20 protein-coding genes and 2 pseudogenes are annotated in these 24166 nt (G+C 45.6%); 17 read left to right on the plus strand and 5 right to left on the minus strand.

Translation table 11 applies throughout. The features are described 5' to 3' along the window. Positions 1-313 precede the first annotated feature (313 nt). The 5 genes from hemW to H6F98_RS18775 all read left to right on the plus strand — a co-directional run bounded on the left by hemW (position 314) and on the right by H6F98_RS18775 (position 5198). A complete protein-coding gene (hemW, locus tag H6F98_RS18755) occupies positions 314-1570 on the plus strand; it encodes a radical SAM family heme chaperone HemW (RefSeq protein ID WP_192220213.1) in 1257 nt (418 codons plus the stop codon). Positions 1571-1766: 196 nt separating this feature from the next. Beyond that, positions 1767-2204, plus strand: coding sequence for a hypothetical protein (locus tag H6F98_RS18760; RefSeq protein ID WP_242058604.1), 438 nt, complete (start codon positions 1767-1769; stop codon positions 2202-2204). Positions 2205-2313: 109 nt separating this feature from the next. Continuing rightward, a complete protein-coding gene (locus tag H6F98_RS18765; protein WP_192220214.1) occupies positions 2314-3258 on the plus strand; it encodes a fused MFS/spermidine synthase in 945 nt (314 codons plus the stop codon). Between the two features lie 509 nt (positions 3259-3767). After that, positions 3768-4184, plus strand: coding sequence for a DUF6335 family protein (locus H6F98_RS18770; protein ID WP_192220215.1), 417 nt, complete (start codon positions 3768-3770; stop codon positions 4182-4184). Positions 4185-4529: 345 nt separating this feature from the next. Continuing rightward, positions 4530-5198: an HAD family hydrolase gene (locus tag H6F98_RS18775; protein ID WP_192220216.1), complete on the plus strand. Its 669-nt coding sequence runs from the start codon at positions 4530-4532 to the stop codon at positions 5196-5198. Positions 5199-5589: 391 nt separating this feature from the next. On the opposite strand, the gene H6F98_RS18780 is transcribed toward H6F98_RS18775, so the two are convergent. Next, positions 5590-6012 carry a PleD family two-component system response regulator gene (locus H6F98_RS18780; RefSeq protein WP_192220217.1) on the minus strand — a complete coding sequence of 141 codons (423 nt, stop codon included), beginning with the start codon at positions 6010-6012 and terminating at the stop codon, positions 5590-5592. 610 nt (positions 6013-6622) lie between these two features. After that, the gene (locus tag H6F98_RS18785) at positions 6623-6838 is read right to left on the minus strand and encodes a hypothetical protein (protein ID WP_192220218.1); all 216 of its coding nucleotides are present in this window, start codon (positions 6836-6838) and stop codon (positions 6623-6625) included. Positions 6839-7318: 480 nt separating this feature from the next. Here H6F98_RS18785 and H6F98_RS18790 point away from each other — a divergent pair, with 480 nt between their 5' ends. The 6 genes from H6F98_RS18790 (at position 7319) to H6F98_RS18815 (ending at position 17180) form a co-directional block, all read left to right on the plus strand. Beyond that, positions 7319-8122, plus strand: coding sequence for a phytanoyl-CoA dioxygenase family protein (locus H6F98_RS18790; protein WP_192220219.1), 804 nt, complete (start codon positions 7319-7321; stop codon positions 8120-8122). Between the two features lie 512 nt (positions 8123-8634). Continuing rightward, positions 8635-11241, plus strand: a complete 2607-nt coding sequence (glf, locus tag H6F98_RS18795; protein ID WP_192220220.1) for a UDP-galactopyranose mutase — start codon at positions 8635-8637, stop codon at positions 11239-11241. A 465-nt stretch (positions 11242-11706) separates the two neighbouring features. After that, on the plus strand, positions 11707-13926 hold the full coding sequence (locus tag H6F98_RS18800) for a family 1 glycosylhydrolase (protein ID WP_192220221.1): 2220 nt from the start codon (positions 11707-11709) through the stop codon (positions 13924-13926). Between the two features lie 91 nt (positions 13927-14017). Further along, complete coding sequence (galE, locus tag H6F98_RS18805) at positions 14018-15016, plus strand: UDP-glucose 4-epimerase GalE (RefSeq protein WP_192220222.1); 999 nt, start codon at positions 14018-14020, stop codon at positions 15014-15016. 70 nt (positions 15017-15086) lie between these two features. Further along, the gene (locus tag H6F98_RS18810) at positions 15087-15461 is read left to right on the plus strand and encodes a signal peptidase I (RefSeq protein WP_192220223.1); all 375 of its coding nucleotides are present in this window, start codon (positions 15087-15089) and stop codon (positions 15459-15461) included. A 183-nt stretch (positions 15462-15644) separates the two neighbouring features. After that, a complete protein-coding gene (locus H6F98_RS18815) occupies positions 15645-17180 on the plus strand; it encodes an MFS transporter (RefSeq protein ID WP_192220224.1) in 1536 nt (511 codons plus the stop codon). Positions 17181-17207: 27 nt separating this feature from the next. On the opposite strand, the pseudogene H6F98_RS34630 reads toward H6F98_RS18815, so the two are convergent. Further along, positions 17208-17276: pseudogene (locus tag H6F98_RS34630) on the minus strand (element excision factor XisI family protein); the annotation flags it as partial. A 255-nt stretch (positions 17277-17531) separates the two neighbouring features. Continuing rightward, positions 17532-18494, minus strand: a complete 963-nt coding sequence (locus H6F98_RS18825) for an orange carotenoid protein N-terminal domain-containing protein (protein ID WP_192220225.1) — start codon at positions 18492-18494, stop codon at positions 17532-17534. Positions 18495-19024: 530 nt separating this feature from the next. Here H6F98_RS18825 and H6F98_RS33610 point away from each other — a divergent pair. The 4 genes and pseudogenes from H6F98_RS33610 to H6F98_RS18845 form a co-directional block, all read left to right on the plus strand. After that, positions 19025-19213 (plus strand): annotated as a pseudogene (locus H6F98_RS33610) (BrnT family toxin); the annotation flags it as partial. Further along, on the plus strand, positions 19203-19490 hold the full coding sequence (locus H6F98_RS18835; protein WP_192220226.1) for a hypothetical protein: 288 nt from the start codon (positions 19203-19205) through the stop codon (positions 19488-19490). The pseudogene H6F98_RS33610 and the gene H6F98_RS18835, both read left to right, overlap by 11 nt. Positions 19491-19873: 383 nt before the next feature. Further along, positions 19874-21004, plus strand: coding sequence for a lipase family protein (locus tag H6F98_RS18840; RefSeq protein WP_192220227.1), 1131 nt, complete (start codon positions 19874-19876; stop codon positions 21002-21004). A 51-nt stretch (positions 21005-21055) separates the two neighbouring features. Then, positions 21056-21502 carry a hypothetical protein gene (locus H6F98_RS18845; RefSeq protein WP_192220228.1) on the plus strand — a complete coding sequence of 149 codons (447 nt, stop codon included), beginning with the start codon at positions 21056-21058 and terminating at the stop codon, positions 21500-21502. 74 nt (positions 21503-21576) lie between these two features. On the opposite strand, the gene galK is transcribed toward H6F98_RS18845, so the two are convergent. Then, positions 21577-22650: a galactokinase gene (galK, locus tag H6F98_RS18850; protein WP_396812500.1), complete on the minus strand. Its 1074-nt coding sequence runs from the start codon at positions 22648-22650 to the stop codon at positions 21577-21579. 509 nt (positions 22651-23159) lie between these two features. On the opposite strand from galK, the gene H6F98_RS18855 reads away from it, so the two are divergent. Further along, complete coding sequence (locus H6F98_RS18855) at positions 23160-23879, plus strand: DUF2993 domain-containing protein (RefSeq protein ID WP_192220229.1); 720 nt, start codon at positions 23160-23162, stop codon at positions 23877-23879. Between the two features lie 34 nt (positions 23880-23913). After that, complete coding sequence (locus tag H6F98_RS18860; protein ID WP_199348668.1) at positions 23914-24093, plus strand: hypothetical protein; 180 nt, start codon at positions 23914-23916, stop codon at positions 24091-24093. Positions 24094-24166: the final 73 nt, after the last annotated feature.

The following is a 24166-nucleotide window of genomic DNA, read 5'->3' on the forward strand; positions in this document are numbered from 1 at the left end:
TCCGACACTCAGGATTATTATATCTTTCACGTCATTTCCTTTTCTTATGCCAATTGGGTTAGATAAAGCATTTAATTTATCCCTATCAGTTTCTCATCGGGAGAATCTTTGGCAATTAGAAGGTGTAACTTAGAGAGCAAGTGCTTACTGAATCATGCTTGTATCCTCCTTATTAGAAATGCGATCGCCCTTAGGCGCAAATTTTAGCTCCGGCAGTTTGATCGTGAAATCCGTCAAAAAACTCATTTAATTCATAAGTGTTAATCAAGCATCACGATTGGCTTAACAATTAAAGTTTTTCTGTAAAACAAAAGTGTCAAATCGCTTACATCAATCTGAGGAAGTTTTTGGTTCAATAACTCCCTCTTCTGCCTACATTCATATTCCCTTCTGCCGTCGCCGATGCTACTACTGTGATTTTCCAGTTTCGGTGGTGGGAGATAAAGCAACAGGCAGTACATCGGGTACGATTGAGCAATATATTGAGGTGTTGAGTCAGGAAATCGAAGCAACACCTCGCTTAAGCCGTGAGTTGCAAACAGTATTCTTCGGTGGTGGCACACCTTCGCTGTTATCGGTAGAACAGCTAAAGCACATTCTAGAAATACTAGAGCAGCGCTTTGGTATTGGGTCTGGGGCTGAGATTTCTATGGAAATGGACCCAGGAACATTTAGCTTGGAACAGCTAAAGGGATACCAGGAAGCTGGCGTTAATCGAGTCAGCCTGGGTGTTCAAGCCTTTCAGGATGAATTGCTCAATGCTTGTGGGCGATCGCACAATTCTATTGATATCTTTGCAGCTATTGAACTCCTACACCAGGTAGAGATTTCCGACTTCAGCTTGGACTTAATCTCAGGGTTACCCCATCAAACGTTACAGCAGTGGCAGGAATCCTTGGAGACAGCAGCGAATCTTGCTCCTATCCACATTTCTTGCTACGACCTAGTTATTGAGCCAGTTACCGCTTTTGGGCGCCAGTATGCTCCTGGAGTGAAGCCTTTGCCAACTGATGAAACGGCTGCCAAGATGTACCGCCTTGCCCAGCACATCCTAACAAGTGCAGGTTACGAGCATTATGAAATTTCCAACTATGCCCTACCTGGCAAAGCGTGCCGTCATAATCGAGTTTATTGGGAAAACCGTCCCTACTACGGCTTTGGCATGGGAGCAGCTAGCTATGTCCAAGGATATCGATTCACTCGTCCCCGTACAAGACGAGAGTATTACGCCTGGGTGCAACAGCTAATTGACGCAGGCGGTGTTCTAGATAGCCCAGAAACTTCAGCAGCGGATATTTTGCTAGAAACTTTAATGCTAGGGCTACGCTTAGCAGAGGGTTTGAGCTTAGATAAACTGAGGAACCAGTTTGGGGAGAAGACCTTAAAAGAGATTTGGACTAGTCTACAGCCACATTACAGACGTGGTTGGGTGGAAGTGCTGAACGCTTCGGGGGAAGCCGTTGAAGACACGCAAGCCGTACCAACGACAGGTCAACTGAGGCTAAGTGACCCAGAGGGATTCTTGTTTTCCAATACAGTTCTCGCAGATTTGTTTAGCCAGCTAAGTTAGGATTGAGCAAATATCGACTAGCAAATTTTTTCACTATTGGATATTCTTTTGGCTTAGTTAGTCAAAAGGTTGATTGAGCGGGAAATTCAAAACTTTTACTTTTGCCTATACATCCGGAGTAACTGGCAGCACATATGTATTAGGTATGAATATTTCTTGTGATGAGTCTGCCCCCAAGATGACTAAGTATTACTCAATGAACCAGGCAGCTGGGTACAGTATCGTTACGCTGATGGATAAAGATCAGATTGCGGCATTGGGGGCTTCCCTACGACAGATTGATCAAAAATTATTGACTCCAGGGAAGGAGGAGGGCATCACTAGAGTTTGGTATCAAGGTGGAGAGCCTTATTTTGATGTGTTTGTGGAACTACGGCAAGGCAAAATTCAGTGGTTTCAGTTCACATTGCGCGGCAAATCGATCTCGTGGAATCCAGAACATTCTGGCTGGCAAAGTGGAACGACGAATGAATTACGTGCTGATGATATTACCTTCTATCCAGCCAGTAAAGTAATTGAGAACGATAAGCACCCAGATTGGGAGTTCATTCAATTAGTCCGCTCAATTCTAGAAACTCGTGCTGGTGAAGATATATTTGACCAGATCCTGGCGCTGTTTGACACTGAAAATTAACCCTTGGATGACTCTAAACGCTGACTGCTGATTGCTAAGAACTTCTTTCTTTTAACCTTGTTCTGTAATAATGGCTATCTGTGTCAATTAGGGGAAAGGAGGGTATTCAATGGCTGGTAGTCAAGTAGGTGCAGATCTGTGGGTAAGCGAGTACATCACGCCTTGGGATATGTATGTTCACGGTGTAACCAAAGTTTTGGCTTACAAGAAAACGGCATTCCAGGAAATGTACATCGTTGAAACAGGTGCTTATGGCAAAGGACTGGTTTTGGATGGCAAGTGGCAATCTTGTATAGGTGATGAGTTTCTCTACCATGAGCCTCTAGTACATCCAGCAATGATTTGCCATTCTTCACCTCGAAATGTTCTGGTTTTAGGGGGTGGAGAAGGCGCTACAGTACGGGAAATTCTGCGATGGAAGACAGTTGAACAGGTAATGATGGTGGACATTGATGGTGAGGTGGTAGAAGCTTGCCGCGAACACATGCCGGAGATGCACCAAGGGGCTTTTGATGACCCACGTACTAATTTAGTGATTGGTGACGCTTTAGAAGTTTTGGACACGACGGAGCAGAAGTGGGATATTGTAATCTCAGACCTTTCTGACCCAATTGAAGAGGGGCCATCGTTTCAGCTATTTACAAAAGAGTATTTTGAAAAAGCTCAGCGAGTTCTGGCACCGGGAGGCTATTTTGTGCTGCAAGCTGGCCCTGTTGCCCCTGTGGAACTAACTCTCCATGCTCGTCTGGTAAACACTCTGAAAGCCGTGTTTCCGAATGTGCATTCCTATGCTTCTCATACTCCTACCTATGGCTCACCTTGGGGGTTTGCAATTGGTACAGCAGAAGCGATCGCAACTCAACCTGATCCAGATGCTACGAACCAATTGCTAGAAGAAAAAACGACGGGTGGCTTGCGCTTAATTGATGGCATGAGTCTGTTAGGAATCATGCAAACGCCGGCATACATTCGTAAAGCGATCGCAGCAGAAACCCAAGTTTATACCATCAAAGAACCCCCGAAATTCTTCGGTAAAGGAGCGCTTGGACAATAATCACTGCAATTTCTTCCTTGCTTAATAAGGAAAGAAATTAAGCAGCACTTATTTTTTTGCTGTTACTAGAGCCATAAAACTCCTGGTATAAGTTGGATAAAGCGATCGCTGAGAGTGGTGTGATCGCTTTTTTCTGATACTTCTAGCTTCTCCAATTAGAAAAGCTCGTATAATTCATAACACATTGATTTAAACTAAAGCCTTTCCTTTGATATAAGTAAGCCATTTAAGGACATTGTTAAATGAATATGTATGTAATGAAGTTTGCGATCACTTTTTGGTTGGACTTGGGCGATCGCTTTTCCTAGATGATTTAGAGCTAATGTGCAATTCTATTTCTTGATTTGTTTTCAGTAAAACAGTACTCACTACTTGATTACCTCTTAAACCCATCTTGCACAGCCATTTTCTTTCATAAGGTGCAATGAAATGCACCTCAAAGGTGGGATTTCAAAGCAGTCACAGTCAGAGTAGAGTATTTTTGTAATTTCGATTCAGTAGTGAGTATCATGCCTGAACAAGAAGATCAAACAGCAAAAGAAACGGCTAACAAAGGGGATTCTGAGGAGCTACCCCAAGAAGTTACCGAATCCTATGGAACAGGTGTTCAGCAAGAGCCAGGGCTAAACGTCGGTGGTCGAACGATGCGCGATCGCATGGATCAGTACACATCGACTGGCCCAGAGCTAACGGGGGGTGATGTAGATGCTCGTTGGGATCAGGCTCATCTAGTGGGTGACGAAGCAGTGGGGGGAACTGTCGCTACTCCCGATCAGAATGTTGTTGAGGAACTAGGAGCTGCTGTTGGTATTGATTATGACGACAGGGTATCTCTCCAGACAGTAGACATTCTTGATGAGCGTGATGACAGCAGATGGGAATTAGATCCCTTGTCTTCTGAAGATTACCAGGAGCATCGGGATTGATAGCTTACTCTACCTAAACGAACATAGCAGTTAGCGGTCAGCTATCAGCCATCAGCTTTTTTGTTTTCCTGATTTTGACGCTTATTTCACAGCCCTTAACTGTACGTCATACAAGTGAGAACTGCTATAGACTTCATTTGAGAGTAGGCAGTAAAGAAGGGTGATTCAGGGAATTTTTCAAGAAGTCTAATCCGGATTCAGGTTGCATTTTGGGGCAACGGTTAAAAGGCTTTCAGAAAGTACCTTTGACCTTCCCCCTTTGCCCTTGAACCTGAAACGATAGTTTGCCATTGCTATTTAATAGCTTGTCAGCTTATTAAACTCATACCCATAGGAAATCTTACGATGGTGTTGCAAGGAGTAATTTTAGATGTCGATGGCACGCTCGTACTGAGCAATGATGCCCACGCTCAAGCCTATGTTGATGCATTTGCAGAATTGGGCTATGACGTGCCATTTGAGAAAATTCGACCGCTAATTGGTATGGGTAGCGATCAGCTAGTACCTCAAGTAGTGCCAGAACTCAAAGATGATGAAGGGAAGGTAAAAGCCATCAGTGAGCGGCGCAAAGAACTCATCATTAGTCATTATGGATCGACACTTTCCCCAACTAATGGTGCAAGGCAATTGATACTGCACATGCAGCAGGCTGGACTCCGGCTAATGATTGCTAGCTCAGCCACAAGCGAAGAAATGGAAATTTTGCTCAAAGCTGCCCAGGTTGACGACTTACTTAAAGAAATCACGACATCAAGTGATGCTGAAGCTTCTAAACCTGAACCAGATATTGTGGAAGCAGCATTGAAAAAATTACAAATGGAGCCATCGCAGGTTTTGATGATTGGTGATACACCCTACGATATCCAGTCAGCGGGTGCAGCAGGAGTAGAGGTCATTGCGGTACGCTGCGGTGGCTTTGATGACACTGCACTAGCGGGGGCTAAGGCAATTTACGATGATCCTGCTGATGTATTAGCTCATTACGCCGATTCGTCACTCAGCAAAGCTGCATAAGCTGTAATGACAGTGACTTAAGGAAACCGTAGGTTGGGTTGAGCGATAGCTTACCCAACTAATCTATTATCCTGTTGGGTAAGCTGTTGTGTATCTCGCATTGCATAGTCAGATACGGGGTTAAAGGGAAGGGACTGTCGTCAATCCACTTTGACCTTTGACCTTTTCCCTAAAACCACTTGCTTGATTAGTGCAAGTTAAAGCAAGGCAGCTTAACACTCACCTCAACTCAATCTACAAAGCTAGCAACTGGAGCTTTTTTCACTGCCATTGTGCGTAAGCTAATGTGCATTCAAATTGCCTATAGGCAACAGGCAAATAGCTCTCTAGTGTTAGGTTTCCCGATTTGGAATTTTGAATTGCTTAATAGTCTACCCCATAAGTTTGGAAACTATTCAGGAGAATTCACGCCCTGTTTTAACCGCAAAAAGGCATTAATCCTTGCCATTAACTCATCATAATCAATAGGCTTACGGATAAAGTCATTGGCTCCTAAATTTAATCCTTCTGGAACATTAGCATTTTCATAAGCAGTGATTAAGATGATAGGAATAAATGGTAGTTTTTTATTTTGCCTAATCCGTCGAGTGACTTCATAACCATCCATTCCGGGCATCATGGCATCAAGTAATACTAAATCAGGTGGGGAAGATTCTATCTTTGCTAATGCGGATTTGCCGTTTTTAGCACTATCAACCTCATATCCCTCTTCCGTCAACATCGACTGAAGTAGAAACACGTTATCCTCTATATCATCTACAACCAGAATGCGCTTAGCTTGTTGAGTTCGGCGTTGAGATTGAAAAGACAACATAGAATTAAGCCTCCCTGTGGGAAAAATGTTAATAAAATTGCTTTGGTTTGTAGTCCTCTAGATAGATAGTAGCTGTAACAGAAAGAATTTTCTTCCTCCTGTTTAATGATCTACACAGCAAAATATACCGATTCTCATGTGGATGAGGTACAAATTTCTAGGTTTTTGGGAATGGGGAATTGGCAAGAAACTTAGATTTACCTCACTGATACGAGAATTGCTATAGACTATCCCAAATTCAGAGTCTAAGCCTGTGGTGTAAGCTGTTGAAGTTGTCTTCCGAGCCAATTAGAACCCATCGCTATGCACTGAGGACAGATATCACCATAGCTATCACCCTGCTCGTTGCAAACAATCAGTCTTGCTTCTTTCAGCTCAAATTGCTCATCGCATGTTAAGCAAGTTTGGTGAGTTTTAAAAAAACTGTTGCATTCAATTTGAAACTGCATACATTTCTCTTCCTAAGTCAATTGATGCACTATTTTCATTGAAGAAAGAAATCTCTATCTGTTAAAAAGTATACTAATTCGCTTTTTCTTCAACTTCTACCCAAGGAAACAGGTTTAACGTTAATCTAGCTTGTAATCATGAACACAAATAATCTTTGAACCTATGCCAAACCAGTAGCTTCAGCTAGCCACCTATATCTATTTGACATACAGAATACTGAAAATTCTTTATTTAAGCTTTCTAAGTAAGTCTCAATTGATACAGCCCATCCCGGCAAGAACAGTATAGGAGCTGAGTTTGAGGTTAGTCCTCCTGCCCAGTAAGAAATTGTACAATCATCTAAATCAACTTGCTTTTCAATCAGTTGGCTTTCCACCTAACTTTCCTCGTTCAAAAGCCAACTTAACAGATGATAAAAAACCAGTAAAACATACAGCAAAATTAGCTTGCTTCTAGTAGTTTTTAAGACAAATTCCCTCATCAGATATGCCTAAGTCTAAAAGTTCAGGCACGGTTGTTATTGTCTTTTGGACTTCCTAAATGAATGTAAGAGTAAGCCTGGGAGTTTTTAACCGGGAGGCAAGACATTAATATTAAAGATTCTTCTAACAAGCTTGACGCAAAGGAGCAATCTAAAAGAAATGCTGTTGTCCTTCCCGTGTAAAAGCTCTCAGGAGACGTTACCGAGGTTACGATTTGTTGTCCTTACTCAAGGTAATGCCTACTGTTTTCCTTAACTTCTAGCTGAGGAATGGGCTTCTTGTTAAATTAGCCTGTAATATTGGATACAACCTTAAAAACTGAATGTCAAAAATCTTGACAAACGCCAGAGACGTGTGCTGGCTAAAATCAAGATATGATGACACACCGATACAACAAACAACAGATCGAAGCGTTCGCCCAATCGGTTCTGAACGACGGACATTGTGTGTTGCCTAATCACTTCTCCCCAGCAACACTCAATTCTTGGCGTGAGGCTTTCACGCCTTTACTAGAGGATCATATCGAGCGCGAAGGCAAACTGCGTAATCGAGGTCCTAGCCGTTATTATGTTACGTTGCCCTTCGCCGCGCCCTTTGCCGACCCTAGTATTTACGAAGATGAGGATATTTTAGCGATCGCAAAACTACTGGTAGGCGAAGACATGGTAATGTGCCAACTGGCGACAGACACGCCATTACTAGGGTCTGACTATCAAGTAGTACATCGGGATGCGCCGCCACTCTTCCCGGAAACAGGTATAGAGACGCCGCCTTTCCAGATTGCCATTAACTTTCCCCTCGTAGATGTAACCCTTGACAACGGACCGTTTGAGACGACACGCGGTACGCACATGATGTCGAAAGAGGAAGGACTGCACCGCATGGAGTCGGGTGAAATTAAATTAGAACCAATCCCGATGCAACTAGGCGATGTGATGATTCGCGATGTCCGAGCTTTGCACCGAGGTACCCCTAATTTCACACAAACACCACGTCCAATGGTAGTCATTGGCTATAGCCGCCGCTGGCTGTATCGTCCTGAGGTGTCCATTCAAATCCCGCGTGCTGCCCTCGATACACTTTCCGAACGCGCCCGCCACTTGTTACGCTTCAATCCGATTGTCGAATCCCTTGAGGACAAACCAGATGCTGAGGTTTATCAATCGTTTGCTTACTAGGTTGTAGGTTGTCGGTTGTAGGGAAAATCAGTTCACACCTAGCACCTAGCTCTAGTTTGAAGTGAACATACTTTTAGCTTTAATTATGTTACTTTAGCTACAAATTCAATAACTTCTTTATTGGTATAGCCCCGGTCGATACTGGGGCTATTTTATGCAATTAGATAGATGCGGTATCAGCTTGTACTGCTAATCACAAGCTCAATTAACCTTAATTATTTCTTTAGGCATAAAAAGTCTAAATCGTGAGATAGAAGTCAGGCACAGTAATAACCGCTATGCTAACGAGAGTGATAGCCGATTTTAAGAAGGGCAAAGCTCCCTAAAAGTTTTTAACCGACAAAAGAAAACAGCGATTCTTTTTAGGCATGGGCAACATGTCGCTGTTTTCAACCTATTCCTCAGTGTCTAGCTAAGGAGCGAGAAATGGCTTGGGCTAACTTTAGCCTTCATTTCACATAACCACTCTTAAAAAATTCACTTCCATAAACAACAACTATCTCAGGTCGTCTATGTCCCCAAACAACGGTCAAATCAAGAACAACAATATCAAGAATGGCGCTTCCAAACAGATGACTGAAGGAACGCTATCAGGGCGACATGAATCAAGTATTTTGAAGGATCGCCTACCGTCAGGCGACACATCCTCCACACGCAAAACTAATGTAGAACCGCAAGAGTTCTCATCTCTAAACACATCTAACCAAGATGTTAATGGTCGTGTTGCCTCTACAAAGGCACCCGATCTAGTTTGCTTGTCTCACTTGCGTTGGAATTTTGTATTCCAAAGACCTCAACATCTTTTGACCCGGTGTGCCCAAGGACAGCGGGTATTTTTTATCGAAGAGCCAATGTTTAGCTCTGATGCCTCTGTATCTTCCCAAACGGCGGGAGGAGTAGGGGAGGTTGGACGGCTAGATGTCACCCAGCACGAGAGTGGAGTCTGGGTTGTGGTGCCCCATCTACCAGAGGGTTTGAGTGAAGAGGCGGTGAATGCGGCTCAACAATCATTACTCGATCGCCTTTTTGCAGAACACGAGATTAGCAAGTACATCTGCTGGTACTACACACCAATGGCAATGGGTTTTACACGCCATTTGGAGCCACTGGCAGTTGTGTACGATTGTATGGATGAGTTGTCTGCTTTTAAGGGAGCATCACCGGCACTGAGACAACGTGAGGCTGAATTATTTAACCGTGCGAACTTAGTCTTTACAGGCGGACAGAGTCTTTACGAAGCCAAGCGCGACCAGCACGCAAACATCTACGCATTTCCCAGCAGTGTAGAGGTGGCACACTTCGCACAAGCGAGAACCATCAAAGAAGACCCAATTGACCAAGCGAACATTCCCCATCCACGCCTCGGATTCTATGGGGTAATCGACGAACGGATGGATCTCGAACTGCTTAAGGGGATTGCCGAAGCGCGACCAGACTGGCATCTGGTTATGATTGGGCCAGTGGTCAAAATTGATCCAGCAAGCCTGCCGCGCCACGAGAACATTCATTATCTCGGTGGTAAAGACTATAAAGAGCTACCTGCCTATCTTGCTGGGTGGGACTTGGCGATGCTGCCGTTTGCCCGCAACGAATCAACACGCTTCATTAGCCCCACCAAAACGCCAGAATACCTTGCCGCAAGTAAGCCTGTTGTGTCTACCTCGATCCGAGATGTAGTGCGTCCCTATGGGCAGGAACGTCTAGTGCGAATTGCAGACACAGTTGAAGAGTTTGTCGCTGCTGCTGAAGCGGCAATGAAAGAGGACTGCAAAGAGTCAGGTTGGCTCGATCGCGTTGATACTTTCCTAGAGCAGATTTCTTGGGATCGTACCTGGGCATCAATGAGGCAATTAATCGAGTCGGCATTAGCAACACGGAATCAGACAAGTATGACTGTCCAGGTTAGCACTACAAACGGGAAGGTAGGGACAAACGGTAAAAGCGATCGCGTTTCTACAGGCAGCAAGCAACCTCCTAGCATCATTACAAGAGACTTTGCTTTCGATTACCTCGTTGTTGGCGCAGGCTTCTCAGGTAGCGTCATCGCCGAACGCATCGCTACTCAGCTAGGTAAGAAAGTTCTAGTGGTTGATAAGCGTAACCACATCGGCGGCAACGCTTACGATCATTACGATGATTCCGGCATCCTCGTCCACAAATACGGCCCCCACATCTTCCATACCAACTCCCGCGATGTCTTTGAGTACCTCTCCAAATTTACCGAGTGGCGCTCCTACGAACACCGCGTCCTTGCCAGTGTGGACGGACAACTCGTTCCGATTCCCATCAACCTCGACACGATCAACAAACTCTACGGACTGAACCTCACCTCGTTCCAGGTTGAAGAGTTCTTGGCATCACTAGCTGAACCCAAAGAGCAAATCCGCACTTCAGAAGATGTCGTTGTCAGCAAAGTCGGGCGGGAACTCTACGAGAAGTTCTTCCGTAACTACACCCGCAAGCAATGGGGACTCGACCCATCGGAACTTGACAAATCCGTTATCGCCCGCATCCCCACCCGCACCAACCGCGACGACCGCTATTTCACCGATACCTACCAGGCGATGCCACTGCATGGCTTCACCCGGATGTTCGAGAATATGTTGAACCACCCGAACATCAAGGTGATGCTGAACACCGATTACCGTGAAATTCAGAAGGCTATCCCCTGCCGTGAGATGGTCTATAGTGGGCCAGTCGATGAATTCTTCGAGATGCGCTACGGAAAGCTGCCGTATCGATCGCTAGAGTTCAAGCACGAGACACACAACAAACAGGTGTTTCAGTCAGCCCCAGTTGTGAACTATCCCAACGAGCAACTCTACACCCGCATCACAGAGTTTAAATACCTGACGGGACAAGATCACACCAAAACCAGCATCGTCTACGAATTCCCGCGTGCCGAGGGCGACCCTTACTACCCTGTACCGCGACCGGAGAACGCCGAAGTTTACAAGAAATACAAAGCGCTGGCTGATGCCACTCCAGGAGTGTATTTTGTGGGACGGTTGGCGACCTACAAGTACTACAACATGGATCAATGTGTAGCTCAGGCTCTCACCGTCTACAAACAGATCGCCGTCAAACAGCAAGCTGAAACCGTCGTAGAACGTTCCTAGAAGCGATGAAAGATCAGGTTTAGATCTTGGTGTGCTGGCTTCGAGGCTATTAGACGAAAAGGGATGGGACGAAAAATCCCATCCCATAATTTCGGCTACATCATTCGGGAAAGTCTTACATCTGGCTGCAATCATTTCTTGTTTCGCTTATTCCTGGTCTAAGTCTGATTTCAGGCGTTTTGATTTATATAAGCGTCTTTGGCTCCCTTTTTTATATGTCTGACCTGCGTAGGTCATTTGAAACCTATCCGGAGGACGATACGATTAAGCATTTTCCTCCAATTCAAAACACGACGCTTCTACGTCGGATTGGGGAACTGCCTCCTATTTTCCTGCCGTTACTTTTGATCGGTACATGGGTCTTCCTTTTGATAAAAGAACTTGCTTGAACCTTGAATGATCACAGGGCGCATCTACACCCGATTAACTCCCATGCAACCTGTACGAGAACACTAATTTAATCTAATGAACATAGAGCCAATCACTATCTCCCCCCCAGAAGTGTGGGCTGGAATAGAATGCACAGTTAACCGCGTCGGTGACCAATATTTCGACCAACTGGAGCGAAACGGTCACGCAACGCGCCTAGAAGACCTCGACTTATTTGCAGAAATTGGGGTACGTGCCATTCGCTACCCAGTACTGTGGGAGCGGACTGCACCCAACGGATTAGAAACCGCTGACTGGTCGTGGGCGGATGAGCGACTGGGGCGTTTGCGCGAACTCGGTATCCGTCCAATTGTTGGACTAGTTCACCACGGCAGCGGTCCTCGCCATACCAGCCTCATCGATCCAGCCTTTCCTGAGAAACTTGCCGAATTCGCCCGTGCGGTTGCAGAACGCTATCCGTGGGTAGAGTATTATACACCCGTAAACGAGCCATTGACTACAGCGCGATTTAGTGGAATGTATGGTCACTGGTATCCTCACGGACAGGATGGACTAACCTTCGCCCGTGCCTTACTTACGGAGTGCCGCGCCACCGTACTCTCGATGCGGGCAATTCGTGAGGTAAACCCTGCCGCACAACTGGTACAGACTGAGGACTTGGGCAAAACCCACAGTACACCGCTACTCGCGTATCAGGCAGAGTTTGAGAATGAACGTCGCTGGTTGAGTTTCGATCTGCTGTGTGGTCGGCTGAATCGTTCTAGCCTAATCTGGACTCATCTATGCGACTTAGGTGTTAATGAAGCCGAACTAGAGTGGTTTCTTGCCAATCCCTGTCCACCCGATGTGCTTGGAATTAATCACTACCTGACGAGTGAGCGCTTCCTAGATGAGCGCACAGAACGCTATCCAACTGGGTCGCATGGAGGTAACGGGAAACACAACTACGCCGACGTAGAAGCCGTGCGTGTCTGTGCTGAAGGTACAGCTGGGCCACGGGCACTGCTAAAAGAAACATGGGAACGCTATGGGCTGCCCCTGGCTGTGACTGAGGTACACCTCGGCTGTACTCGTGAAGAGCAACTGCGCTGGTTGAAGGAAATTTGGGACGGGGCGGTTTCTTTGCGGAACGAGGGCGTGGATGTACGTGCCATCACGGCTTGGTCTCTCCTCGGTGCTTACGACTGGAATAGTCTGGTAACTCGGGCTGATGGTTTCTATGAACCAGGGGTGTTCGATCTGCGTTCCCCACAACCCCGACCAACAGCGATCGCACGGATGATCAGCGATTTAGCAACGGGACGCGAACCCAATCATCCGCTACTTGACACACTCGGATGGTGGCGCCGACCTGAGCGACTGCTCTACCCGTCTGTAAGTTGTCGCCCAAGCGATTTAGGAAAAGAGCAGATTTTAGATTTTGGCAAGACAGAAATTAAAACTCCAAAATCACAGCGTCTACTGGCAATTATTGGAGCGAGAGGGACGCTTGGCAAAGCGTTTGCTCGCCTGTGTGACATCCGAGGCATCCCGTACCAACTCCTGACACGCCAGGAAATGGACATTACTGACCCTACCTCTGTCGATGCAGCTCTTACTGAATTGAATCCCTGGGCAGTTGTGAACGCAGCCGGATATGTTCGCGTAGATGATGCAGAGCGCGAAGTGGATGCTTGCTTACGTGCGAACGCTGAGGGACCTGCAATCCTTGCGGCTAGCTGTGCAAGGCAGGGAATACCCCTACTTACTTTCTCATCAGATCTTGTATTCGATGGAACTTTTGCAACCCCTTATATAGAGACTGATGCCGTTGCACCCCTCAATGTGTATGGGCGTAGCAAAGCCGAAGCAGAAGTTCGGGTCTTACAGGCTCATCCCTCAGCGCTTGTGATTCGCACCAGTGCCTTCTTTGGGCCGTGGGATGACTATAACTTTGTTACGATCGCCTTACGCCAGTTAGCGGCAGGGCAAACGTTCGTGGCAGCAGAGGATTCAGTTGTCTCGCCTACCTATGTCCCGGATTTAGTGCATACGACGCTTGATCTGTTGATTGACGGCGAGTACGGCTTGTGGCATCTAGCTAATAAGGGTGCGATCGCTTGGGCTGAGTTGGCGCGGCTGGCTGCTTCTACAGCGGGTGTCGATGCATCTCTTGTCGAAGCCCGTCCCACACGAGAACTTGGTCTTACTGCTCCCCGCCCAACGTACAGCGTTCTTGGTAGTGAGCGTGGTGTGCTACTTCCCAGCCTTGATAATGCTATGTCACGGTACTTCGATGAGCGGCAACGAGTTTAGGACTTACGCTGTTTGAAGCTTTAAACTCTATTGGTATTAGGGTGGTTAATACCCACCCTAAATATAGATTTTCGATTAGGAGAAGTTAGGCGTGTCTGAAGATAAGTCAACCATTCTAGTGACAGGCGGAGCAGGATATATTGGCTCCCATGCTGTACTCGCTCTCAAAAATGCAGGTTACGACGTAATTATTCTGGATAACCTGTCCTATGGGCATCGAGAAATTGTGGAAGAGGTCTTGCAGGTCGAGTTGATTGTTGGGGATACAAGCGATCGCGCTCTGCTCGATCAACTATTTACAACGCACGACATTGCAGCAGTGATGCATTTTGCTGCCTTTATTGCTGTGGGTGAATCGGTTACTGACCCAGCCAAATACTATCGCAACAACGTTACAGGTACCCTGACGCTTTTAGAAGCAATGGTGGCAGCCTCCATCAACAAATTTGTATTTTCTTCGACTTGCGCTCTCTATGGGATACCCAAGACTGTTCCCCTTGTAGAAGACCATCCTCAAGACCCGATCAGTCCCTATGCAACCAGTAAGTGGATGGTAGAGCGGATTTTATCTGATTTTGATCAAGCCTACGATTTAAAATCGGTCTGTTTCCGCTACTTCAACGCTGCTGGGGCTGATCCAACTGGATTGCTAGGTGAAGACCACGAACCGGAAACTCACCTCATCCCACTGGTGCTGTTCGCTGCTTTAGGCAAGCGAGAGTCCGTCTCAATTTTTGGCACGGATTATCCGACCAGAGACGGCACTTGTCTTCGGGATTATATCCATGTCAATGACTTGGCACAAGCCCATGTTTTGGGTCTAGAGTACCTACTTAAAGGGGAAAAAAGTAATGTATTTAATTTAGGGAATGGTAGTGGATTTTCTGTTAGAGAAGTGATAGAAAGTGCTAAAGAAGTAACAGGGAAAGACATCAAAATCGTGGAACGCGATCGCCGACCCGGTGACCCACCTGTCTTAGTCGGCAGTAGCGACAAAGCCAAAAGCGTTCTCGGTTGGAATCCTCAATACCCAAACATCAACGATATCTTGACTCATGCATGGCAGTGGCATCAGAAGCGTCATGGATAAACGGTTCCACTACTCCAGGAACACGAGATAGCCAAGTTAAGTTAACAGGTCACTACCAAAGGAATTATTAATGCCGTCTCAAGTTGTTTTTGGAAACGCTCAGGTTGAAAGTGAAAGTCGCTGGGGTTGGTTTCTGGGTCACTTCGTAACCCCAAGCGATGACCCTCGTTCGACTTCCCTTCTAGAAGTGAAATGGGGTGTTCATAAAGCAGGAGACGGTAGACCAGAGTGGGCAGTAAATGCCGAAGCGACTACACTTTCTATCCTGATCCAAGGGCGATTCCGTCTGCAATTCCCGGAGCAAGAGTTTCTCCTGTCTCGTGAAGGCGATTATGCCCTCTGGTTGCCAGGGGTATCTCATTCTTGGTCTGCTGAGGAAGACTCTACCGTTCTAACTGTCCGATGGCCCTCGAAGCCAGAAGATAGTATAGAAGTGCCGATATAGTTTGAGCGAAAGGCGATCGCTTTTGAGAACTGAGTACAGGATGCGAGCAAGTTTGTACGAATTGACCTTCATCTTTGCAGCGTAAGCGATTGCGCTTAGCGCTGGGTTCTGTTGCGCGATCGCTTTTGAGTGAGATCGGAAATAGGTATTCTTCTTGCGGGAAGTAAATATTGGCTACCCAGGATGCTCGAAAAAGAAGAAGATTACAGCTTAGTCGAAACGACACCTCTTCCCCTTCAGGAAATTCAAGAGGATATAGTCTTACCAGAAACGGTACTTCTAACAAACCCGCCTCTAAGACTTTCTAAGCCGGAAACTCGCTCAACTCTCAAGGCACTAACTTTTGAGGGTGCCTTCGGTACGCTTTTTTACAGTATCAGCGGTGGTGCGTTGCTCAGTAATTTCTTGCTAGAGCTAGGTGCCGGGTCTGTGGAAATTGGTGTGCTTGCTTCGATTCCTCTACTGGTGAATCTGCTTCAACCTGTGGGAGCGTACATAGCAGACCAAACTACAAGCCGCTATCGATATTCTCTGTGCATTTTCGGGCCGTCGCGGTTGCTGTGGCTGATTCTCGTACTAGCAATTTGGTTAGCCGGTTCATTTCATATTGCTGAGCATCGGCTGGTGCAGTGGACATTGGCGATAATCTGCGTCACACAGTTCTTGGAAGCTTTCGGTCGTGCTTCCTGGTTAAGCTGGATGGCTGCATTAGTACCTCAGCGGTTGCGGGGTCGGTATTTTGGCTTTCGCAATAGTGCGGTCAGCTTGACGAATCTCATCGGTGTGCCACTGCTGGCGCTGATGGTATCAAACTGGCCCGGTGGAAGACTCCAAGGTTACGGTGCAGTCTTGGCGCTAGGGGTTGTGTTTGGTGTCACCAGTCTGGTTTGTCAGTTCTTTATGACTGATGTGAACCCAAAGCTTATGCATATACATATTAATGGGTCAGATACCGCCGAACAGTCGCCCTCTCGGACAGCTTTTGGCTTCCTTAAAGATGCCAATTTTTTGAAGTTTTTGCTTTACTTTGGCGTATGGAGCTTTGCCGTTAATAGCTGCGCTCCCTTCTTCAACCTCTACTTGCTGGATAACCTGGCTATTGATGTCAGTGTGGTAACGATCTATGGCAGTTTGGGAGCGGCGGCTAATATGCTGATGCTGGTTTTTTGGGGGAAACTGGCTGACCGGATAGGCAATCGCCCACTCCTGTTGATTGTGGGAATTTTGGTAGCGCTGACACCTCTACTCTGGCTAGAAGGTGGAACTGATCCAATTTTCTTGTGGGTGTGGTTTCCCTTGTTGCACATCCTGGGTGGTGGAACGTGGGCAGCGATTGACCTATGTACTAACAATCTTCAGATGGAGGTTGCACCGTTGCGGAATCAGTCCAGTTATTTTGCGATCGCAGCAGCAGTTGGTGGAGTGACTGGCGCGATCGGAATTACTGTAGGTGGCTTTCTCGCAACTCTCGCTGATCTTGGTGGCTTGTCAGGGCTGTTTGCCCTCTCAGCCGTCCTCCGACTGGTTGCTCTGTTGCCCTTAGTTTTTGTTCATGAGCGGCGTTCTGTATCTCTGGGTAAGTTTTGGCTCCTCCTGTTACCAGCCTGGTGGAGAAGAGTGCCGATTGAACCTGGAAATATTACGTTTCAACCATTGATTGTTGAAGAGTTGAACTGTTCACCTGAAGGCTCATCCGATCAGTCTTCAGCTCTTGATTGACCCTACGACACAAGAGGTTAACTTAGCTCAAACAACTGCATAGTCTGTAAATTTTCGCATAAAAGGCGAGTGAAATCCCAGTACGATGTCCTGTTTGGCTACTCTCGAATAACAATTTGGATCAGTTCTAGGCGTAGGAAGGGTTTATAGATTGAAACTGGTGCTGCTAAATATAGCTCACGCTCTGGTTCTTTTGAATGGGGTGGGCATCTTGCCCGCCCTGATCTGGCAGGCGAGACGCCTGTGCCACAAGATTGGATAATTTATTTTTTGGTAATCCCTTAAGCCCTGTTAACCAGAAAGGCAGGTCTACACCTGCCCTTCTGTATGGATTTTGTCAGACTTTGTATTCTACTTCCGCATCAGGTTTAGTAGCTCTTTGGGAGAGGCTAGCAAGTCTATCGCTACAAAGAAAATCTTGCCTTGGGGATCTAGTAAGAACCGCCACGCAATGTTCATACCTACGTCGTTACCGAACCAAGGAGTTTCTACTTTACCTGTGACTTTAATCTGCGTGTAGCCATTTTCTATGCTCTCGGCTACGCCCCGCTCTGGCATCAGCTTAAGTCCCACACATTCTTCACGCATATAGGTGAGAATTGCTGCCTTGCCGACTATTGGCTTCTGGAATGGAGGTTGCAGGGCACCTTCTTCAGCAAATAGACCCACAGCCGGTGTGAAGTCAAATGCATTCATGTAGTCAATGTAGTTCAATACCGTGTAATTGTTGATGCCCTCAATCTTGGCCTGAACACGTTCAGCTAGTGCCTTCGGTGTGCTGCGGGGGGCTTCGCGTTGTGCGTAATCCTCGCTGAGAGCTGGGTCGTATCCCATGTTAACTACGGTATTACGCAAGACTGTGATTTGCTGACCGGGATCGAGTTTCTTGATAGTTTCTAGCACGCCAACAGCATCAGAACTCATTTGATAACCAGGGGGGATGGGAGCGACTATGCCCTGTTTCATCAACTGCCCTAACTCATACCAGAAACCTAGCTTGGTGTTGACACGGAAGGAGGAATAGGTACGACTGATAGGAGTGTCAGCATTGCTAGCCAAATCATACATGGCTTGCGATTGAGCCTGTGCAGGCATTTGCTTGATTTCGTCTAGTAAGCCTTCCGCTAGAACCATGCTGGCGGCTCCTGTGGCGGCGGAAGTAATAGAAATACCCATTTCGGTGTAGGCAAACCAGAGTAATGCTAGTTGATCCTCAACGCTGAGTTTATTGAATGCTTGCGTGGTTGCTGGAACCGCATTGGCAATTTGAGTACTAGGGAAAATGCCTTGAGCCGACTCGATGGTATAAGTCATGATTTCGCCAAAAACCCTTTAGTGTTGAGCAGTTAATCAGTTTGAGGTGCGTATCTCTCTTGTTTGCCCTCTTCAACTTCATATTGCCGTGTTTTGTTAAAAAATGCAAATAAATATTACAGATGATAATCATAAGAACCAAAAATGCTATAGTTAAAGATTAGCATTCAATTTTATTTAATTGACCCACTAATTCTTCTTGCATATCAAGGTTCAAGAATTTGCTTGTCAACTCCATGCGCTAGCCACTGCAACTCGATTTCCCAAGATTGGCTATCAGTGACGACATAGCATCAAGACAATCAAGGACTTACCTCTCGAACCAAAATACGTCCGGCGTAACCGGATCGCTTTAGCCTTACACGTAGACCTGCCCGTAACGTATTGACATTGTAAATACGAATACCTACACTTTAGCCATGGACGTATATTGCGTGCTTAACGGCATTACCTTTGTTTGGAAGGAGGAAAAAGCTCGAAAAAATCCTGGTAAGCATGATGGTGTGACATTCCAGTAAGCAGCGGAAGCCTTCTTCGATCCGTTTCTAACGGTAGTCGATGCAAGCCGTAATGACGAAGCACGAGATGCGATTATCGGTATGGATAGACAATGGAATCTTTTATACGTGGTTCACATCGAGTTTGACGATGATGATGTAATTCGGATTATTTCGGCTCGGAAAGCGACGCGCAAGGAACGTGAATACTATGAAAGCTGAAACTCTGAAAAAGCGATTGGATAAAAATCGTCCTATGACTGTTGTCACTATTCGCATCCCCGAAGATGTGGTAGAAGATTTAAAGCGATTAGCTCCACTACTAGGCTTTTCGGGTTATCAACCGTTGATTCGTGCATACATCGGTCAGGGACTCCGAGCAGATCTTGAGCGGTTAGAAAATCATACTGTTTCTGCGTTGATTGCCAGTTTAAAACGTCATGGTGTGAGTGATGAAGTGATTCATGAAGCGCTTAGTGAAGTTGCTCACAGTAGTTAAATTTCTTGCTGCATATGAGTGTCAAGGATTCGAGCAATACCTCTCGTACTGATTGGAATGCACTAGAGGCAATGACGGATGAGGAGAGAGGAGAGTGATTACTTTGAGATTCCATTCAGCCGGTCACCGAATACTCCCTGCGTTATTCTCTAGCCTCTAGCTGTGTCCCATTCTTGGTTTGCTCACGAAGGATTCTACCGTTGTGACTGTCCGATAGCCCTCCAAGCCAATAGATAGTGTGGAAATGCTAAAATCTCCGGATTTAGTCTGTTGAGAGAAGAATAACCTTGATAACAAGTGTGTCAGGCTAACCTGGGTCGAGTAACTAGTTGTACGATGCTTCCAAGGGAGTTTGACAAGGTATTCGTTATCTAGGATTTTAGATGTACCAGATTGATAAAGTTCAAATTCCTGCCGACTCAAAATTCAACCTTGAATGTGCAATGGAATTGGCTAACCTCATTGCAGTTGCCTACAGTGACTATGAGGTATGGGACAAATCAGCTAAGACAGAAAAGGATCTGCCGCCAGCTATCATTACTGCTTCTAAAGAATTTGTTGATTTGCGTGTTAATCAAATTGAACAAATTGAAGAGGTCGAAGCACCTAATGTCTATAGTCGGCTTGACCCATTTTGGAACAGAACAGAGCGAGTAGAAGAATATAAGCGTATCAAAAGTTTCTGGTTTCCTCAATGGTGGTGGGGAGAGGCACTTAACCTCAAGAATTTATGGGAGTTTCTCAAAACAGACATTAGAGATATATTCCAAAATCTTCAAGATTTGGTAGTTGATGAGCAGCTTTTTGGGTTCATTGCTCAATCGCAAACTCAACCAAACAAATTTTTTGTAGTTTTTAGAGGAACTCGTGAGGCGGCGGAATGGTTTAACAACTTTAGACCAGTACCTAAGCCTTTCTTGGAAGAAGAAGGTTTTAGAAATCTGGGAGGGGTTAGAAATGGCTTTAACTTGATCTATTCCTCGAAAAAAGGTAGAGAATCCAAAAATCCAACTATCAAAGAGACAATTGCAAAATTATTTAAGGAACAACGGATAGATAGTAACTCCGAAATATTTGTGACTGGGCATAGTTTAGGAGCTGGATTAGCGACCCTTGCAACGCTTCACCTTCATAAGGTTGCTGAACTGAATAATGTTCAACCATTGATTCAACTCTACACGTTTGCAAGTCCAAGAGTGGGCGATGAAACCTTTGCAGAATACTTTAACAAGATACAGAGTTTTCGGATAATCAATAGTGAGGATATGATTCAATCAGTTCCTTTTTCCACGACCCAAGTTGTTGATGATGAAACATTCGATGGTATGAAACCTCAACAAAAAGTTCGTTTCAGATCTTTTAGAGCATTTCTTGAAGGAGTTACTGGTGGGCAAGCCGGAAAGCATTATCAGCATGTAGGAGTGCCCATCACGTTTACTAAGCAAACTGGTACTATTGCTGGCAACCATAATTTAACGAAGACGTACCGAGAGGCCCTGAATATCAAACGTTAGGTTCAACCATATAACTCATGATGATGCTTAATTAGAGTAGAGGGTAAAACTTTGTCCGGAACTGATGGAATCCTCAAACCTGAAAAGTTGAGAAGCAAAATAGAAGAGTGCCACTTGGCATATAAAGCACGATTCAAACGGAATCAGTACGCAAATAATGCCATCATAGGAGCTGCTATATTGCTAACTGCCTTAATTGCTATTACTGGTACTAGCCCTACATTCAAAGACTCGCAAAATCCTTGGGCATATCCTCTAGGTGTAAGTGCTTCAGCGTGGCTTGGTTTGATATCAACCGCACTGCTCAGTATTCAGAAGTTATATAACATTCAGGAGAAAGTAGCCTTTTATCCAAATTATATTTTGTATACTGAAGAGTTACTCGAAGATTTCGACTCAATTAAAACTGAGGAAGATTTGCAAAGAGTTCAAGATAGATTTAGGAAAATCCGGACAGAGGAATCAGTTAAGCGTCCTGTAGAAAACATTGACGTTTAGAGTTCAATTACTCTATCCAGAGAACGCAACCTATCACTTCGCTAGAGTGGACGGACGCATACAGATGGGGCTAACTATACCTCCGGAACCAGAATACGTCCGGCGTAACCCGATCGCATATATCGTTCCAACACCTCTCGGCTAATCTCCTCAACCTTCCCAACCTCAACCAAAGCCACACAAGCGCCTCCAAAACCACCACCTGTCAGACGTGCGCCGAATACTCCAGGAGTTTCCTGCAATATCGCCACCAATGTATCTACTTCAGGCACAGAAACTTCGTAATCATCACGCTGACTGGCGTGAGACGCATTCATCAGTTCACCAAAGCGTTTAGCTGATACTCCCTCTACAGCCTCAAGCACTCGATTGTCCTCGGTGACGACATGACGCGATCGCTTCCGCAGTGGTTCGGGTAAGGATTCTACAGCTTGCGGATCGGTGATATCTCTAAGCGCTTTTACTCCCAACAACCGTGCCGCTTCCTCACACTCAGCACGACGCTGGTTATATCCGCTACCTGCTGCTAGAGAGTGATGAACACCACTATCAATTACTAGGATTTCTGCATCTGCGGGGAAAGCTAACACTCGACGCTCAAGGGTGCGAGTATCCAGAAATAGCATCGAATCAGTACCAGCTAAGCTTGATGCCATCTGATCCATGATGCCGCAATTTAAACCTGCATACTGAATTTCTGCCTGTTGTCCGAGTTGGGCGACTTGGACATCATCGAGAGCAAGTCCAAAAAGCGATCGCAACCCCTTAAGAGTCGCCACTTCCAAAGCCGCACTACTAGATAAGCCTGAGCCAATCGGTACTTTTGAAGTAACGTGCAAATTAACAGGTTGTAAGGAGTGTCCAATACTCTCTTCTAAAAGCCGGATACACCCAAAGATATAGCTAGCAAACCCCTCTGGTGCCGTATCCTCACCGGAAATACTTACCTGTTCGTCAAATTCTGCCGAGTAAAACTGGTGTTGTCCATCCTTACTTAAACCCAGTTGCACCGTAGTGCGTTGAGGAATAGCCGTTGGCAGGACAAACCCATCGTTGTAGTCGGTGTGTTCTCCTAATAAATTCACCCGTCCCGGCGCACTGGCTTCTGTTTCAGGCGACGCCCCAAATATCTGCTGAAAGTCCATCATGGCTTGTTAAGAGCAAAAAAAGTCTTTTTGTAGTAACTGTTTGTGTTTCTTATTTTAAGAAATTGTGTATTGCTAAATACCTGATTAGTTAATTATCGCTCCCCCTTTAGAGCTGCCTATAGTTTAACTCTAGATAGAGAGCCTAGATTTATTCTACAACTAGAATAAGTCTGAAATAAAGCAATAAAAATCTCAGTATTTAAACTATGAAAGCTCATCTGATTGATGAGAATCTTCATTTTAGAAATTCGATGTTAATACACTTGAGCTTTTCCTATTTGTTTAAAATCCGCAGACTGAACTCTAAAATTCAGTGAAATTTCAGATTGAACCATGAAACTGTAGAGAATTTAAGCAAGCGATTGCTTGTTAACTTGAGAAGGAAGTATAGAGTTGATAATTTTCAATTATACGTTTTAATCTGTTACTGTTCTACAACCAATGGTGATTGAAAAAAATGTAGGTGGCAAGACCTTGTCCTGCAATCAAATGCGAGAAGAAGAGGCGTGATGCAGGAAAAAACAGGGTTCACAGAACAGACAGTTAACAAAGTTGTAGAAATGGCGATCACAAGCCAACTACAGAAAGCAGATGGTTTGGAAGTTCGCATCAAGACTGACCTGAATAAGCTAAGGCGTGGTCAACTCGATTCCCTTGCGATCGCAATTTATGGGGTATTATTGCAACCCAACCTGGAGGCAGAAATACTTCAGCTCCAAATTAGCCGGATTACGGTCAAACTCTTAAGCGCTGTGCGTGGCAAAATTAGGCTCATTCATCCATCGGAGGGAACATTTCGTCTTGTCATTAATGAGGCAAGTTTTACCACTGCACTCAATACAGACTCTTTCCGTGAAACGTTGCGATCGCGTGGATATGCCGATCAACAAGATGCAAGAATCAGGTGTTTACTGTGCGACAACACCATTACATTCCGCACGGAACCTATTAGGAACAATGCAGAAGTTCCTCAGCATTTTGTTTTAATTGCAACTCCTGAAATAGCACCTGAAGGGGAAGCCTTGCTGCTTCAACAAGTGCGCTACGTGGAAGGGCAAGAACCTTCACCTGAATTTACAAGTGCGTTACTTGCGCGAATGCATGAATTCTTGAGCTTGCAAGACTTCGGGCGCAAGGGAATGCTCCTGCAAATTCAGCAACTCGATGTATCAGCAGGCAAGCTCACGCTGCAAGCAGAGGCTCACATCGAGCAATTTCCATCTTCCTAAATCACTTTTTTACAATTCTTTTTAGCCAAAACAAATGACTCACTTTGGTATTATCTGCCCACCCTATCCCGGACATCTCAATCCTCAAGCGGCATTGGGACGAGAATTGCAATCGCGAGGACATCGCGTCACGGTTCTGCAAATTCCGGATTTAGAGTTGAAAGTGCGATCGGACTCACCGTTCGGTCATTTGGATGACCCAGTAGCCAAATAAAGAGCCTCAAGTGTAGCCGTACTGGACAATTGGGCTATGGAGAAGATGCAGCAACGACAGACTAAAGGCATGT

Origin of the sequence: Microcoleus sp. FACHB-SPT15, assembly GCF_014849525.1 — a bacterium.
GTDB lineage: Bacteria > Cyanobacteriota > Cyanobacteriia > Cyanobacteriales > Coleofasciculaceae > Symplocastrum > Symplocastrum torsivum.